Here is a 15,486-nt window from a genome sequence, read left to right on the forward strand (position 1 = left end):
CAGTCTAAAGGGCTGCCGGGGTGTAGGCAAAATCCTCGGATCGATCATCAGTGCCCCGCGTAATCACCGCTGCGCTTGAGGTCTTCGGCGGCTTCGAGGATCGACTCGCGCAGGGTGTCGACGATCTCGTCGACCTGCTCGCGGGTGATGGTCAACGGCGGCGACATCACGTTCAGGTGCACGATCGGCCGCACCAGCAGGCCCTTGGCCTGGGCGCGCAGGTGGATCTTCTCGCCGATGTTCAGCTCCTCGGGGAAGAGCACCTTGCTGCGCTTGTCGGCAACGAACTCGACGCACGCCATCAGCTTCTGGCAACGCACGCTGCCCACCAGCGGCAGGTCGGCCAGTTCCTGCAGGCGCTGCTCCAGGTAGCCGCCGACGTCCTTCACGTGCTCCAGAAGATTCTCGCGCTCGATGATCTCGATGTTCTTCAGTGCCGAGATGCAGCTCACCGGGTGCCCGCTGTAGGTGAAGCCGTGGGCGAAGCAGCGGCCCTTGTCGGCCTCGCCGATCACCTTCCAGATGCGGTCGGAGAAGATGCACGCGCCCAGCGGCAGGTAGCCGGAGGTCAGGCCCTTGGCGGTGGTGATGATGTCCGGCTGCATGCCGAACACGTCCTCGGAGGCGAAGAAGGCGCCGAGGCGGCCGAAGGAGGTCACCACCTCGTCGGCGACGTAGAGCACGTCGTACTGCTGGCAGACCTGCCACATACGCTGGTGGTAGCCCTTGGGCGGGATGATCACGCCACCCGAGCCCATGATCGGCTCGGCAAAGAAGGCGGCCACCTTGTCCTGGCCCAGTTCGAGGATCTTGTCCTCGAATTCCTTGACCAGGAATTCGAGGAAGTCGGTTTCGGTCATCCCTTCCGGTGCGCGGTAGGGGTTGGGGCAGGAGATGTGGTGAATGACGTCCTTGAGGAAGTCGAACTCGGCCGGGTGGTCGGCGACCTTGCCACCCAGCGACATGGTGAGGAAGGTCGAGCCGTGGTAGGCGTTGACGCGGCTGATGATGTGCTTCTTCTCATGCTTGCCGCGGCAGTTCTGGTAGTACTGGATCAGGCGGTAGGCGGTGTCCACGGCGGTGGAGCCGCCAGTGGTGAGGAACACGTGGTCGAGGTCGCCCGGCGCCAGTTCGGCGAGTTTCTCGCAGAGCTGGATGGCGGTGACGTTGGCCATGTCGCAGAAGGGGTTGGAGTAGGCCAGTTTGCGTACCTGCTCGGCGATGGCATCGGCCATTTCCGCGCGGCCCAGGCCGATGTTCGTGCACCACATGCCGCCCACTGCGTCCAGGTAGCGATTGCCCTTGGTGTCGTAGATGTAGGCGCCCTCGCCGGCGGCGATGTTCAGCGCACCGTTGACCCGGTGATCGTCGAACACGTGATAGCCGTGCATGTAGTGGGCTTTGTCGGCGGCGACCAGCTGCTCGTCGTTGAACTGGGCGAAGAAGGCTGGGGTTGGAGTGGTCATCTGCTTTACCTCGGTGTTTCGATTATTCGTGTGGGGGAGAGCCTTCTCCCCGTGCCCCGGCGCTCAGGCCGGGGCGTTTGGTTGGCGATCCATCAGGTCCCGGTCTTCACCGCGTTCCAGGTGCGGGTGATCAGGCGGGTCGCCTTGGGGGTCTGCACTTTCTGGGTGAACAGCCGGGCGCGGGTCTCGGCGTCGGGGTAGATCGCCGGGTCGTTGCGCACTTCGGCGGCCAGCAGCGGGGTGGCGGCGGCGTTGCTGGAGGCGTAGCGGATGTAGTCGGCGACGCCGGCAGCCACCCTGGGCTGCAGCATGTATTCGATGAACTTGTGGGCATTCGCCACGTGCGGCGCGTCGGCCGGGATGTAGAAGTCGTCGAACCAGATCAGCGAGCCTTCCTTGGGTACGAAGTAGCCCAGCTTGACCTTGGCGCCGGCTTCGTCGGCGCGGGCCTGGGCGGTGGCGTAGTCGCCGGACCAGGTCATCGCCATGCACTGGTCGCCGTTGGCCAGGCCGTTCAGGTAGCTGGTGGAGTCGAACTTGCGGATGTACGGGCGGATCGATTGCAGCAGGTCCTGGGCGGCCTTGAGGTCCTCGGGCAGCGCGCTGTTGGGGTCGCGCTTGAGGTAGGCCAGGGCCAGCGGGATCACGTCGGTGGGGGAGTCGATGATGGTGACCCCGCAATCGGCGAATTTCGACACGATCTTCGGATCGAACAGCATCGCCAGCGAGCCGATCGGCGCGTCCGGCATGCGCTGCTTGATCTTGTCGATGTTGTAGGTGATGCCGTTGCTGCCCCAGGTGTAGGGCGCCGAGTACTTCACGCCCGGATCGTAGTGGTCCAGGTGCTTGAGCACGTCCGCATCGAGGTTGTTCCAGCTGGGCAGCTTGGACTTGTCCAGCGGCTGGAACACGCCCGCCTTGAGCAGCGGCGGCACCAGGGCGGCGTTGAGCACCACCAGGTCGTAGCCCGAGCGGCCGGGCAGCAGTTTGCCCTGCACGGTTTCGTAGGAATCGAAGGTGTCGTAGACCACCTTGATCCCGGTTTCCTTCTCGAAGTCGGCGATGGTGTGTTCGCCGATGTAGTCGGTCCAGTTATACAGCCGCAGCGTCTTCGCGCCTTCGGCATCCTCCCCGTGACCCAGTGCCGGCAAGGTCGCCAGCGCCGCGCTGAGTACTGCTGCGAGCGTTTTCTGCATGTCAGTCCCACCTTTGATTTTGTTATGGATTGGAGATATCGCGGATGAAGCCACTCTCGACCAGGGCCAGTTCCCCGGCCATTCCCCGAACGGGTAGGTACTGGCGCCTAATCGAACAATCGTTCAGATTGGCCACCTGAAACCTTAGGAGCCAGGCATGAACGAGGAAGTCCGCTTTACCCGACTGGAGCCGGAGCAGCGCAAGGCGCTGCTGATCGAGGCCACCCTCGCGTGCCTGAAACGCCATGGCTTCCAGGGAGCCTCCATACGCAAGATCTGCGCCGAGGCCGGGGTTTCGGTGGGGCTGATCAACCACCACTATTCGGGCAAGGACGAGTTGGTGGCCGAGGCCTACCTGACCGTTACCGGGCGGGTCATGCAGCTGCTGCGCGAGGCCATCGCCGAGGCGGCGCCGGATGCCCGCGCGCGGCTGTCGGCATTCTTCCGTGCGTCGTTTTCCGCCGAGCTGCTCGACCCGCAGCTGCTGGATGCCTGGCTGGCGTTCTGGGGCGCGGTGAAGACGGCTGAGGAAATCAACAAGGCGCACGATCATTCCTACGGTGAGTACCGCGCGCTGCTGACGCAGGCACTGAATGAACTGGCGAAGGAGCAGGACTGGGCCGATTTCGACGCGGAACTGGCCGCGATTGCCCTCAGCGCCTTGCTCGATGGGTTGTGGCTGGAGTCCGGTCTGAACCCCAATACCTTCACCCCGGAGCAGGGCGTGCAGATCTGCGAAGCCTGGGTAGATGGCCTCCAGTACGGTGGCCGGCAGCGCTTCTGTCGGGCGTCGGGAGCCTGTTGATCGATTGTTCAGCGGGCGGTAACCTGCCGCCATCTGCAGGACAGTTCCTACAGCTCTACCTCCACGCATAACAAGAACGGCCCCGTCACGAGCGGCGGCCTCAGCAGGGTATTGCGATGACTTCCCGTGTACTGATCGTCGACGACGATCCGGTGATTCGCGAGCTCCTCCAGGCCTATCTCGGCGAGGAAGGCTATGACGTGCTTTGCGCCGGCACCGCCGAACAGGCCGAGGCGAGCCTCGCCGAAGCCGAGCAGGCCGAGCAGCCCATCGACCTGGTGATGCTCGATATCCGCCTGCCCGGCAAGGATGGCCTGACCCTGACCCGCGAGCTGCGGGTGCGCTCGGAGGTCGGCATCATCCTGATCACCGGGCGCAACGACGACATCGACCGCATCGTCGGCCTGGAATGCGGCGCCGATGATTATGTGATCAAGCCGCTGAACCCCCGCGAACTGGTGTCCCGCGCGAAGAACCTGATCCGTCGGGTGCGCCACGCCCGGCAGCCCGCCGCCGCGCCTGTCCAGGGCGGCAGCCGACAGAACCACAAGCGCTTCGCCCACTGGACGCTGGACCCGGACCGCCGTCGCCTGATCGACGCCGGTGGCAGCGAAACCCCGCTGACCCACGGCGAGTTCCAGTTGCTCTGCGTGTTCCTGCGCAACACCGGCCACACCCTGAGCCGCGACCAGTTGATGGACCAGATCCGCAACCGCGAATGGCTGCCCAACGACCGCTCCATCGACGTGCTGGTTGGCCGCCTGCGCCGCAAACTGCGCGACGACCCGGCCGAGCCCGAACTGATCATCACCATCCACGGCGCCGGCTACCTGTTCACCGCCCCGCCCGCCGACGCCTGAGCCATGCGCTGGCTGGCCGTGCTGTGCCTGGTGCTGTTCGGCAGCGTCGCCTGTGCCGCCCAGCCCATCCGCTACTGCGACTATCCCGTCTACCCGCCCATTTCCTGGAGCGACGGCCTCGAAGTGCGCGGGCTGGCGCCGCAGACCGTGCGCAGTGTGCTTGGCGGGCTGGGCTACGAAGTGCAGACTGTGGTGCTGGGCAACTGGAAGCGCTGTCTGCTGGACGCCGCCGAAGGCCGCGTCGATGTGGTGCTCGCCTACCAGACCCCGCAGCGCGACGATGGCCTGCTGTTCTCCCGCGTGCCGGTGCTGCGTGAGGAAGTCGCGATCTTCTACAACCGCCGCAAGCCAGTGCGTTTCGACCAGCTCGGCGACTTCGCCAAGTACCGTGGCGGGCTGCTGTTCGGCGAGAGCTACGGGCCGGAGTTCGACCGTTTCGTCGCCGAGCACGGCAATGTCGAATGGGTCTCCGACAGCCGCCAGAACTTCGGCAAGCTGATCCGTCAGCGCATCGACTTCATCGCTCATGAGCGGCGCACCGGCACCCTGTTCGTCGAACAGTTGGCCGGCGGCCAGGACATCGCCGCGCTGCCCCGGCCGCTCACCGTGGATTACCTGCGCATCGCCGTCTCCCGCCATTCGCCGCTGGCGGCGCGGATGGACGAAATCGACGCGCTGCTGAAGAAGCGCGTAGACGACGGCAGCGTCGCCCGCTGGTTACAGCAGAGCGAGCGCGACTACCGCGCCATGCTTGCCGGTGACGGGGTGCCGCGTTGAGGCTGCCCGGCGGCCTGGCCCGGCGCCTGCTGCTGCGGGTGCTGCTGTTCAGCCTGTGCTTCACCGTACTGGCCAGCACGGTGCAGCTGTACTTCGAATACCGCCGCGAGATGCGCGACATCGACACCCGGCTGGAGCTGATCCGCGTCGGCTATCTGGCCAGCTTCGAACGCAGCCTGTGGGACCTCAACCAGGAGCAGCTCAACGTACAGTTGCACGGCCTGGCCGACTTCCCCGACATCGCCCAGGTGCGCCTGCGCAGCGCCGACTTCAACTTGGTGCAGGACGCCGATGAGAAGCGCGGGCCATTCCGTGTCGAGCACTACGCCCTGGCCTTCCAGCCGCCGGACGGCGAGCGCCGTGACCTGGGCGAGCTGGAGATCAGCATCGACCTGGGCGCCGTCTACCTGCGCCTGCTCCACGGCGGGCTGACCAGTCTGCTGTGGATGGGCGTGTTCCTCTGTGGCCTGGCGGTGGCGCTGAGCTGGCTGTTCCACAGCCTGGTCACCCGCCACCTGCGCGCAATGGCCGACTTCGTCCGGGGGCTCACCGGCGGCGATTTGGGTACCGAGCTGGCGCTGGCCAAGAAACGCTCAGGTGAAGAGGACGAGATCGACACCGTCGCCGATGCCCTCGACGGTTTGCGTCGTGCCCTGCGCGCCGAACTGCGCCGGCGCGAAGCCGACCGCGAAGCGCTGCAGAGCAAGCGCGACGAGCTGCAGCGTCGGGTCGAGCGGCGCACCGCCAGCCTGCGCCGCGCCAAGGAGGAGGCCGAGGCCGCCAACCGCGCCAAGAGCCGCTTCCTCGCCACCATGAGCCACGAAATCCGCACGCCGCTCAACGGCATTCTCGGCATGGCCGAGCTGCTGCGCGCTGCGCCTCTGGGCGAGCAGGACCAGCGCCGACTGCAGGCGCTGTCCACCGCTGGCGAAGGGCTGCTGGCGATCCTCAACGAGGTGCTGCACTTCGCCAAGCTGGAAGACGGCGCCAGCCAGCCGGAGCCGGTGGACTTCTCCCTGCGCCGCTTGCTCGATGACGTGGTTACCCTGCTGGAGCCGCGCGCCGAGGACAACGGCACCTGCGTGCGCCTGCGCGTCGAACCGCAGGTGCAGGACGGCTGCCGAGGCGCCGAGCAGTTCCTCCGTCAGGTGCTGAGCAACTTGCTGGCAAACGCAGTGAAGTTCACCGAAGAGGGCGAGGTGCTGCTGGAGGTCGCCGTGCTGCAGAACAACGGAGCCGGACAGCGCCTGCGTTTCAGCGTGACCGACGACGGTATCGGCATCTCCGCCGAGCAGCAGGAAAAGATCTTCCAGCGCTTTACCCAGGCCAGCGACGAGGTGGCGCGGCGTTACGGCGGCACCGGATTGGGACTGGCGATCAGCAAGCGGCTGGTCGAGGCCATGGGTGGAGAGATCGGCGTGGAAAGCCTGGAGGGCGAGGGCAGCACCTTCTGGTTCGAAATCGAGCTGGCGCCGGGCGTGGTACCGCGCTCCAGCGTGGCCGCCGAACCGGTCCCTGCGCTGGAGGTGCTGGTGGTGGAAGACGTCGCCCTCAACCGCGAAGTCGCCCAGGCTTTACTGGAGCGCGACGGCCACCGCGTGCAGCTCGCCGACGATGCGCAACCCGCGCTGGCGCTCACCGCCGCGCGGCGCTTCGATCTGATCCTGCTGGACATGCATCTACCTGGGATGACCGGCCTCGACCTGTGTCGGGCGATCCGCGCGCAGACTGGCGGACTCAACGCGACCACGCCGATCCATGCCTTCACCGCCAGCGTGCAGCCGGGCATGGTCCGCCGCTATTTCGAGGCCGGCATGCAGGGCGTGCTCGGCAAGCCGTTGCGCGTGGATGACCTGCGCCGCGCACTGTCCGGTGTCGCCTGGGAACTGCTGCCCGCGGCTGTGGATAACGGCCCACTGGATCGCCAGGTTCTGGATACCCATCGTCGCCTGCTGGGCGAGCACAAGCTGAACGAGCTGCTCGCCAGCCTGTGGAAGCTGCTCGACGAGCAATGGCCGCTGCTGCTGGAGGCGTTGCGCCAGCACGATGTGGTAGAGGCCGCTAGCCTTGCCCACCGGTTGGCGGGCAGTTGCCGGTCCATGGGTTTGCGCGGGTTGGGAGATTGCCTGGGTGAGCTGGAAGCGGCGGCGCTGACAGGTGCGCTATCCGGTGATTGGGTGGCGCGGTTGGAGCGGGAGAGGGCGGTTGCCGCAGAACTCCTGAGGAGTTCTCAGGCGTAGGGCGCATAACCTGGAACAGGTTATCCGCCATCTGCCGCGGCGGATAACGCTGGCGCGTTATGCGCCCTACGAACTCGAGTAGCAGGGAGCGCCAAACATTGTAGGAGCGCTGAGGCCCCGCCCCACGCGGCCTGCACAAAATTCTTACATCTTTCTACAACTTCGATCCTGGCGAACAACCCCGCCTTACATCGCCTTCCAATAATCCGGTGGCATCCGTGCCCGAGCCACGGCCTCTGATTGATTGGAGATAACAATAATGATCCAACGTAGAGTTCCGCTCAGCCGCGCCCCCCGTTCCCTGGAGGTGCGCCATGTCTGAGTCCCATCACGCCGGCAGCGGCGAGAAGATCCAGCTCACCCGCGCGCTCAAGAGCCGCCACATTTTCATGCTGTCCCTGGGCGGCGTCATCGGCACCGGCCTGTTCATGGGCTCGGGCGTCACCATCAGTTCCGGCGGCCCAATGGGCGCCATCCTCGCCTACCTGGTCGCGGGCCTGCTGATGTACCTGGTGATGGTCTGTCTGGGCGAGCTGTCGGTGCAGATGCCCGTCTCCGGCTCCTTCCAGGCCCACGCCACGCGCTTCATTGGCCCGGCCACCGGGTTCATGATCGGCTGGGTCTACTGGATGAGCTGGGCCTCCACCGTCGGCCTGGAGTTCACCGCCGCCGGCATGCTGATGACCCGCTGGTTCCCCGAGGTGCCGATCTGGCTCTGGTCGGGCTTCTTCGTAGTCGTGCTGTTCTCCCTCAACGCCCTGGCCACCCGCGCCTTCGGCGAGGCCGAATACTGGTTCTCCGGGATCAAGGTCGCGGCCATCCTCGGCTTCATCGTCGTCGGCCTGCTGGTGATCTTCGGCGCCATCCCGCTGAACGACGGCGCGGCCGCGCCGGGGCTGTCCAACCTGGTCAGCGACGGCCTGTTCCCCAACGGCCTGTCCGCGGTGTTCGCGGTGATGATGACGGTGGTCTACGCCTTCCAGGGCTGCGAGATCATGGGCGTCGCCGCCGGCGAGACCGACCAGCCGGAGAAGAGCATCCCCCGCGCCGTGCGCAACGTGGTGTTCCGCGTGCTGATCTTCTACGTGCTGGCGATTGCCGTGCTGTCCTGCATCGTGCCGTGGAAGCAGGCCGGGCTGATGGAAAGCCCCTTCGTGCAGGTGTTCGACATGGTCGGTATCCCCTACGCCGCCGACATCATGAACTTCGTGATCCTCACGGCGATCCTGTCTGTGGGTAACTCCGGCCTTTACGCGTCCACGCGCATCCTCTGGGCCATGTCCAAGACCGGCATGGCGCCGCGCAAGCTGTCCAAACTCAGCGCCCGTGGTGTGCCGCTCTATGCGCTGCTGATCAGCCTGGCTTTCGCCCTGCTCTCGCTGCTCACCAGCGTGGTCGCCGCCGACACCCTGTTCATGGTGCTGATGGCGGTGAGCGGGATGGCCGGCACCGTGACCTGGATCGTCATCGCCTACGCCCAGTATCGCTTCCGCCGCGAGCACATGGCCAAGGGCGGCACCGTGGCCGACTTGAAGTACGCCGCACCGCTTTTCCCACTGATCCCGCTGGCGTGCATCGCGATCTGCTGCTCGCTGTTCGTGTTCCTCGCCATGGACCCGACCCAGCGTCCGTCGCTGTACTGGGGCTTCGGCTTCATGGCGGCCTGCTACCTCGCCTACTACCTGCTCAAGCGCAAACGTGGGCAGGTACTGACCGACGAGGCGGTACCGAGCCTCGGTTGAGCCTTTACGCTCCGCAGAAGCCCCGCATCGCGGGGCTTTTGGCTTTTTGTAGGGCGGATAACGCGCCAGCGTTATCCGCCGCAGGGCCGGCGGAAAACTTGTCCCAGGTTATGCGCCCTACGAACTGCGGGGCTTTTGCTTTGGCTTCGCGGTTCTTCGCAGGAGCGAGCTTGCTCGCGAACCCGCCCAGCTCCAGAGCCGCCGGCTAATCCTTTCGCGAACAAGGGCTGGGCGCCCCCTCGGTCCTACAGGTATTCCACCAGCCCGTGTCTTGCTGAACGATTGTTCGAAGTTGTAACAAACCCGCAGCGACTTCCCCGCAAAACCCCTCAGCCCCCGCGCCGCGCGGCCTTCCCGTCGATTGGCAGGGCGTTACAAGCCACCCTTTCGGGTGGATTGCCGTCTTACTGAACACTTGTTTAGTATTGACTCCAACGCTTCATCCGCCTCAGCAAACGACTACAAGAACGAGGGCAGCATGACTCAGCCATCCCCGCTCAGCCGGGTCCAGGACGGTATCGCCTGGATCACCCTGAACCGCCCCGAGCAGCGCAACGCGCTCGACATCCCCACGCTCAAGAACCTGCTGGCCCTGCTCGACGCCTATGAAGTCGATGAGGCCGTACGCGTCATCGTGCTCAGCGCCGAAGGCCGCAGCTTCTGCGCCGGCGCTGATCTCGCCGAATGGGCCGAGGCCGAAGCCCGTGGCGAACTGGAAACCTACGGCTGGACCGAAACCGCTCACGCCCTGATGCGCCGCCTGCATGGCCTGGACAAGCCGACCATCGCCGCCGTCAACGGCACCGCCGTCGGCGCCGGGATGGACCTGACCCTGTGCTGCGACTTCCGCATCGCCGGGGCCTCCGCGCGCTTCAAGGCCGGCTACACCGGCATGGCCTACTGCCCGGACGCCGGCGCCAGCTGGCACCTGCCGCGCCTGATCGGCAGCGAAGCGGCCAAGCGCCTGCTGTTCCTCGACGAACTGTGGAACGCCGAGCGCGCGCTGCAGGCCGGCCTGGTCGGCGAAGTGGTCGCCGACGATCAGCTGCAGGCCCAGGTCGGCGAATTCGCCGCGCGCCTGGCTGCCGGCCCGACCTTCGCCTTCGCCCAGACCAAGCGCCTGATGCGCGACGGTGCCGCCCGCACCCTGGCCCAGCAACTGGAGGCCGAACAGGCCGCCGGGCTGCTCTGCGGCCGCAGTGATGATGCCGCCGAGGCGCTGCGCGCCGTGGCCGAGAAACGTTCCCCCCAATTCAAAGGCCGCTGACGGCTGCAGGTGATGTGATGGACTTCCAACTGACCCAGGAACAGGAAATGCTCGTCGAGGCGGTCAAGGCTTTCGTCGAGAAAGAGCTGCTGCCCTACGAGGAAGAAGTGGACCGCGCCGACGCGGTGTCCCCGGAGCTGGCCGCGCAGATCCGCGGCAAGGCCCTGGCGGCCGGCTTCTATGCCTTCAACATGCCCGAGGAAGTGGGCGGCGGCGGCCTGGACTACCTGTCCCAGGCGCTGGTCGAGCGTGAGCTGTCCAAGGTTTCCTGGGCGCTGCACGTGTTCGTTGCGCGCCCCTCGAAGATCCTCATGGCCTGCAAGGGCGAGCAGATCCAGGACTACCTGCTGCCGGTGGTGCAGGGCGAGAAGATCGACTGCTTCGCCCTCACCGAACCGGGCGCCGGCTCCGACGCCAACTCGATCAAGACCCGCGCCGTGCGTGATGGCGAGGACTTCGTGATAAACGGCTCCAAGCACTTCATCAGCCACGCCGGCCACGCCGACTTCGCCATCGTCTTCGCGGTCACCGACACCTTCGAGCGCAACGGCAAGAAGCGCAACGCCGTGACCGCCTTCCTGGTGGACAAGGGCACCGCCGGCATGACCGTGCGCCGTGGCCCGAAATGCGTGAGCAACAAGGGTTACCACACCTACGAAATCTTCTTCGACGACTGCCGCGTGCCGGCTTCCAAGGTCCTCGGCGAAGTCGACAAGGGCTGGGAAGTGGCCAACGCCTGGCTCACCGCCGGCCGCGTGATGGTCGCCGCCAACTGCGTCGGCCAGGCTCAGCGCGCGCTGGACCTGGCGCTGCAATGGTCCGCCGACCGCAAGCAGTTCGGCGCCGCTATCGGAAGCTACCAGGGCATCTCCTTCAAGCTCGCCGACATGGCCACGCAAATTCGCGCCGCCGAACTGATGACCCTGCACACCGCCTGGAAGATGGACCGCGGCAGCATGACCGACGGCGAGGCCGGCATGGCCAAGCTGTTCGCCAGCGAAGTGCTGGGCAAGGTCGCCGACGAGACCGTGCAGATCTTCGGCGGCATGGGCCTGATGGACGAAGGTCCGGTGGAACGCATCTGGCGCAACGCGCGCATCGAGCGCATCTGGGAAGGCACCTCGGAAATCCAGCGCCACATCATTTCCCGCGAACTGCTGCGGCCGCTGCTGCGCTGAGGTACTGGCGATGAAACGCGAAAACCTCCAGCGCCTGCTGGCGCCCCGGCACCTGGCCTTCATCGGCGGCCGCAGCATGGCGCGCGCCCTCAAGCGCTGCGCCGAAGGCGGCTTCCCTGGTGCGATGTGGCTGGTCAACCCGCAATATGACGAACTCGAAGGCGTGCCCTGCGTCCGCAGTATCGCCGAACTGCCCGAAGGGCCCGATGCGGTGTTCGTCGCCACCAACCGCGACCTGACCCTGCAGGCCGTCGCCGAGCTGGCCGCCAGGGATGCCGGCGGCGCCATCTGCTACGCCTCCGGTTTCGCCGAGACCGGCGCCGAGGGTGAAGCCCTGCAGCGCCGCCTGCTCGCCAGCGCCGGCGACATGGCCCTGCTCGGCCCCAACTGCTACGGCCTGCTCGACTACCTGCACGGCTCCGCGCTGTGGCCGGTGGCGCACGGCGGGCACCTGGTGGAGAAGGGCGTGGCGGTGCTGACCCAGAGCGGCAACTTCGCCTACAACCTGTCCATGAGCGACCGCTCGCTGCCGATCGCCTACATGGCCTCGGTGGGCAACCAGGCACAGCTGGGCGTGGCCGAACTGATGGACGTGCTGCTCGACGAGCCGCGCGTCACCGCCATTGGCCTGCACCTGGAAGGCCTGAAGAACGTCCCCGGCTTCGCTCGCGCCGCCTTCAAGGCGCTGCAGAAAGGCATCCCGGTGATCGCCCTGAAGACCGGCGTTTCCGAGATCGGTGCCGAGCTCGCGCTCAGCCACACCAGCTCCCTGGCCGGCTCCGACGCGCTGTACGACGCGCTATTCGATCGCCTCGGGGTGATCCGCGTCAGCGGCCCGGTGAGCTTCATCGAAACCCTCAAGGCGGCCGCCTGCGGCAACTTGCCGGCTGGCCCCAGCCTTGCCGCGCTGGCCTGCTCCGGTGGCGACGCCGGGCTGATCGCCGACTACGCCGAACGCAACGGCCTGAGCCTGCCCAAGCTGGTCGACGCGCAGCGCGCCGAACTGGCCCAGGTACTGCCGGACTATGCCAACATCGCCAACCCGCTGGATTTCACCACCGCCATCTGGGGCGACGGCCCGGCGCTGGAGCGCATGCTCGACAGCGCCCTGCAGACCGAAGCCGATGCAGCGTTGCTGGTGCTGGACTACCCCGGCGAGGAAACCGGTGAGCGCCCGCAGTGCGACCTGCTGCTGGAGCTTTACTGCGCCGCGCTGGAGCGCCACGGCAAGGTTGGCTTCATCGCCTCCGCGCTGCCGGAGTTGCTGCCCAAGCACGCCCGAGAACTGCTGCACGCCCACGGCGTCGCCGCGCTGCAAGGGGTGGAAGACGGCCTCGCAGCCTGGGGCCGCATTGCCCATTACCACCAGCGTCGCGACGCGCTGCTGGCCCGTGGCGAAGCCGCACTGGTGCCGCTCTGCCCGCAGGCGCTGGACAGTGAAGGCCGACTGCTGGACGAGTGGCAATCCAAGCAGGCATTGAAGCCCTTCGGCCTGCCGCTGCCGCGCGCCGCCCTGAGCACGCCGACCCAGGCCCGCGAAGCGGCCACCGATGTCGGCTTCCCGCTGGCCTTGAAAGTGGTCAGCGCGCAGCTGCCGCACAAGACCGAAGCCGGCGGCGTAGCGCTCAACCTGCGCAACGAGGCGGCGCTGGAAGCCGCGCTGTTCGACATGCGCGAGAACATCTCGCGCCACGCCCCCGGCGTGCCCTTCGACCAGGTGCTGCTGGAGCGCATGGCCAATCCGCCGCTGGCCGAGCTGATCGTCGGCATCAAACGCGAGAACGGCTTCGGCCTGGCGCTGGTGCTGGGCGCCGGCGGCATCCTCGTGGAGCTGCTCAAGGACAGCCGCAGCCTGCTGCTGCCGACCACCGACGCGGCGATCCGCGATGCCCTGCTGGGCTTGCGCAGCGCGCCGCTGCTCACCGGCTTCCGCGGGCGCCCGGCGGTGAACCTGGAGGCGCTGGTGGAGGCCATCCGCGCTGTCGCCGATTACGCCTGCGAGCACGTGGACACCTTGCTGGAGCTGGACGTGAACCCGCTGCTGGCGGACGCCGATGGCGCCGTGGCGGTGGATGCGCTGATCCGCACCGCTGAGTGATCGGCAGCAGGACCTGAAGGAAGAACACGAACGCTCCCCTCTCCCACTTGCGGGAGAGGGGCTGGGGGAGAGGGTGGTGGGCCGGGACTCGGTGCCATCGATAGAGCCCCTCTCCCCAGCCCTCTCCCTGAAGGGAGAGGGAGAACAAGCGGCGCACGCCGGACATTCGGCGTCGGCCCCAAAACGAGTAGGGCGAATAACCGTTCGCGGTTATTCGCCGAAGAACCATTCGGGAGATCGTTCATGCAAAACGACAAGACCCTCACCGGCGGCCAGGCCCTGGTACGCCTGCTGGCCAACTACGGCGTCGACACCGTGTTCGGCATTCCCGGTGTGCACACCCTGGAGCTGTACCGCGGCCTGCCCGGCAGTGGCATCCGCCACGTGCTGACCCGCCACGAGCAGGGCGCGGGATTCATGGCCGACGGCTATGCACGCGTCAGCGGCAAGCCGGGCGTGGCCTTCATCATCACCGGCCCGGGGGTGACCAACGCCGCCACCGCCATCGGCCAGGCCTACGCCGACTCAATCCCGATGCTGGTGATTTCCAGCGTCAACCACACCGCCAGCCTGGGCAAGGGCTGGGGTTGCCTGCACGAGACCCAGGACCAGCGCGCCATGACCGCGCCGATCACCGCTTTTTCCGCCGTCGCCCTGAGCGCCGAAGACCTGCCCGAGCTGATCGCCCGCGCCTACGCCGTGTTCGACAGCGAGCGCCCGCGCCCGGTGCACATTTCCGTGCCGCTGGACGTGCTGGCCAACCCGGTCGCCCGCGACTGGACCCACGAAGTGGTGCGCCGCGCCGGCCGCGGCCAGCCCAGCCGCGAAGCGCTCAAGCAGGCTGTGGATAAACTCCAGGCCGCCAAGCGGCCGATGATCATCGCTGGCGGCGGCGCGCTGCACGCCGCCGATGCCCTGGCCGCGCTCAGCGAGCGTCTGGCCGCGCCGCTGTTCACCAGCGTCGCCGGCAAGGGCCTGCTGGCGCCGGAAGCGCCGCTCGCCGCGGGCGCCACCCTGTGCACCCCGGCCGGTTGGGACATGATCGCTGAGGCCGACGTGGTCCTGGCCATCGGCACCGAAATGGCCGACACCGACTTCTGGCGCGACCGCCTGCCGGTCACCGGCGAGGTGATCCGCGTCGACGTCGACTCGCGCAAGTTCAACGACTTCTACCCGAGCGCCGTGGCGCTGCTGGGCGATTCGAAGGCCACCGCCGAGGCGCTGCTCGCCGCGCTGCCGAGCGCGAGTCGGGATGCGGCGAAAGCGCAGTCGCGCATTGCCGAACTGCGTGCGCAGATCGACGGCGGCCACGCGCCGCTGCAACTTATCCACAAGTCGATCCTGGAACGCATCGCCAAGGTCCTGCCGGACAACGCCTTCATCGCCAGCGACATGACCCAGCTGGCCTACACCGCCAACTACCTCTACCCGAGCAAGGCACCCCGCGGCTGGCTGCACCCCACCGGCTACGGCACCCTCGGCTACGGCGTGCCTGCCGGTATCGGCGCCAAGTTCGGCGCGCCTGAGCGTCCCGGCCTGGTGCTGGTCGGCGACGGCGGCTTCCTCTACACCGCGCAGGAACTGGCCACCGCCACCGAGGAGCTGGACAGCCCGCTGGTGGTGCTGCTGTGGAACAACGATGCGCTGGGGCAGATCCGCGACGACATGATCGGCCTGGACATCGAGCCCATCGGCGTCCTGCCACGCAACCCGGACTTCGCCCTGCTCGGCCGCGCCTACGGTTGCGAGATGCGCCAGCCGCAGAGCCTGGACGAACTGGAGCGCGACCTGCGCACCGGCTTCGCCCATCCGGGCGTCACCCTGATCGAGCTGAAACACGCCTGCGCCCAGTAGGAC

At 67.0% G+C, this 15,486-nt stretch carries 11 protein-coding genes; 9 read left to right on the plus strand and 2 right to left on the minus strand.

Features of this window, described 5'->3' with window-relative positions:
• Positions 1 to 47: 47 nt before the first annotated feature.
• Both ACIPK7_RS11375 and ACIPK7_RS11380 read right to left on the minus strand, forming a co-directional pair.
• Positions 48 to 1,466, minus strand: coding sequence for an aminotransferase (locus ACIPK7_RS11375; RefSeq protein ID WP_192435506.1), 1,419 nt, complete (start codon positions 1,464 to 1,466; stop codon positions 48 to 50).
• A gap of 92 nt (positions 1,467 to 1,558) precedes the next feature.
• Positions 1,559 to 2,662, minus strand: coding sequence for a polyamine ABC transporter substrate-binding protein (locus tag ACIPK7_RS11380; protein WP_192435505.1), 1,104 nt, complete (start codon positions 2,660 to 2,662; stop codon positions 1,559 to 1,561).
• Positions 2,663 to 2,819: 157 nt separating this feature from the next.
• Between ACIPK7_RS11380 and ACIPK7_RS11385 the strand changes: the two genes are divergently transcribed.
• The 9 genes from ACIPK7_RS11385 (at position 2,820) to ACIPK7_RS11425 (ending at position 15,483) form a co-directional block, all read left to right on the plus strand.
• Positions 2,820 to 3,467 (plus strand): TetR family transcriptional regulator C-terminal domain-containing protein, encoded by a 648-nt coding sequence (locus ACIPK7_RS11385; RefSeq protein WP_192435504.1) that lies wholly within the window; start codon positions 2,820 to 2,822, stop codon positions 3,465 to 3,467.
• Between the two features lie 110 nt (positions 3,468 to 3,577).
• Positions 3,578 to 4,327 (plus strand): response regulator, encoded by a 750-nt coding sequence (locus ACIPK7_RS11390; protein ID WP_401087821.1) that lies wholly within the window; start codon positions 3,578 to 3,580, stop codon positions 4,325 to 4,327.
• Between the two features lie 3 nt (positions 4,328 to 4,330).
• Entirely contained in the window at positions 4,331 to 5,104 is a 774-nt protein-coding gene (locus ACIPK7_RS11395; protein ID WP_401087752.1) for a substrate-binding periplasmic protein, read from the plus strand.
• Positions 5,101 to 7,344 (plus strand): ATP-binding protein, encoded by a 2,244-nt coding sequence (locus ACIPK7_RS11400; RefSeq protein WP_192435502.1) that lies wholly within the window; start codon positions 5,101 to 5,103, stop codon positions 7,342 to 7,344. The genes ACIPK7_RS11395 and ACIPK7_RS11400 overlap by 4 nt, the downstream gene beginning before the upstream one ends.
• Before the next feature lie 314 nt (positions 7,345 to 7,658).
• Positions 7,659 to 9,086: an amino acid permease gene (locus ACIPK7_RS11405; protein WP_192435501.1), complete on the plus strand. Its 1,428-nt coding sequence runs from the start codon at positions 7,659 to 7,661 to the stop codon at positions 9,084 to 9,086.
• Positions 9,087 to 9,564: 478 nt separating this feature from the next.
• Complete coding sequence (locus ACIPK7_RS11410) at positions 9,565 to 10,353, plus strand: enoyl-CoA hydratase/isomerase family protein (protein WP_192435500.1); 789 nt, start codon at positions 9,565 to 9,567, stop codon at positions 10,351 to 10,353.
• A 17-nt stretch (positions 10,354 to 10,370) separates the two neighbouring features.
• Entirely contained in the window at positions 10,371 to 11,531 is a 1,161-nt protein-coding gene (locus ACIPK7_RS11415) for an acyl-CoA dehydrogenase family protein (RefSeq protein WP_192435499.1), read from the plus strand.
• A 10-nt stretch (positions 11,532 to 11,541) separates the two neighbouring features.
• Positions 11,542 to 13,629, plus strand: a complete 2,088-nt coding sequence (locus ACIPK7_RS11420; protein WP_401087755.1) for an acetate--CoA ligase family protein — start codon at positions 11,542 to 11,544, stop codon at positions 13,627 to 13,629.
• A 243-nt stretch (positions 13,630 to 13,872) separates the two neighbouring features.
• Positions 13,873 to 15,483 carry a 5-guanidino-2-oxopentanoate decarboxylase gene (locus ACIPK7_RS11425; RefSeq protein ID WP_401087757.1) on the plus strand — a complete coding sequence of 537 codons (1,611 nt, stop codon included), beginning with the start codon at positions 13,873 to 13,875 and terminating at the stop codon, positions 15,481 to 15,483.
• Positions 15,484 to 15,486 lie beyond the last annotated feature (3 nt).

The sequence above is a fragment of the Pseudomonas sp. NPDC086581 genome, from assembly GCF_044746165.1.
Classification (GTDB): Bacteria; Pseudomonadota; Gammaproteobacteria; order Pseudomonadales; family Pseudomonadaceae; genus Pseudomonas.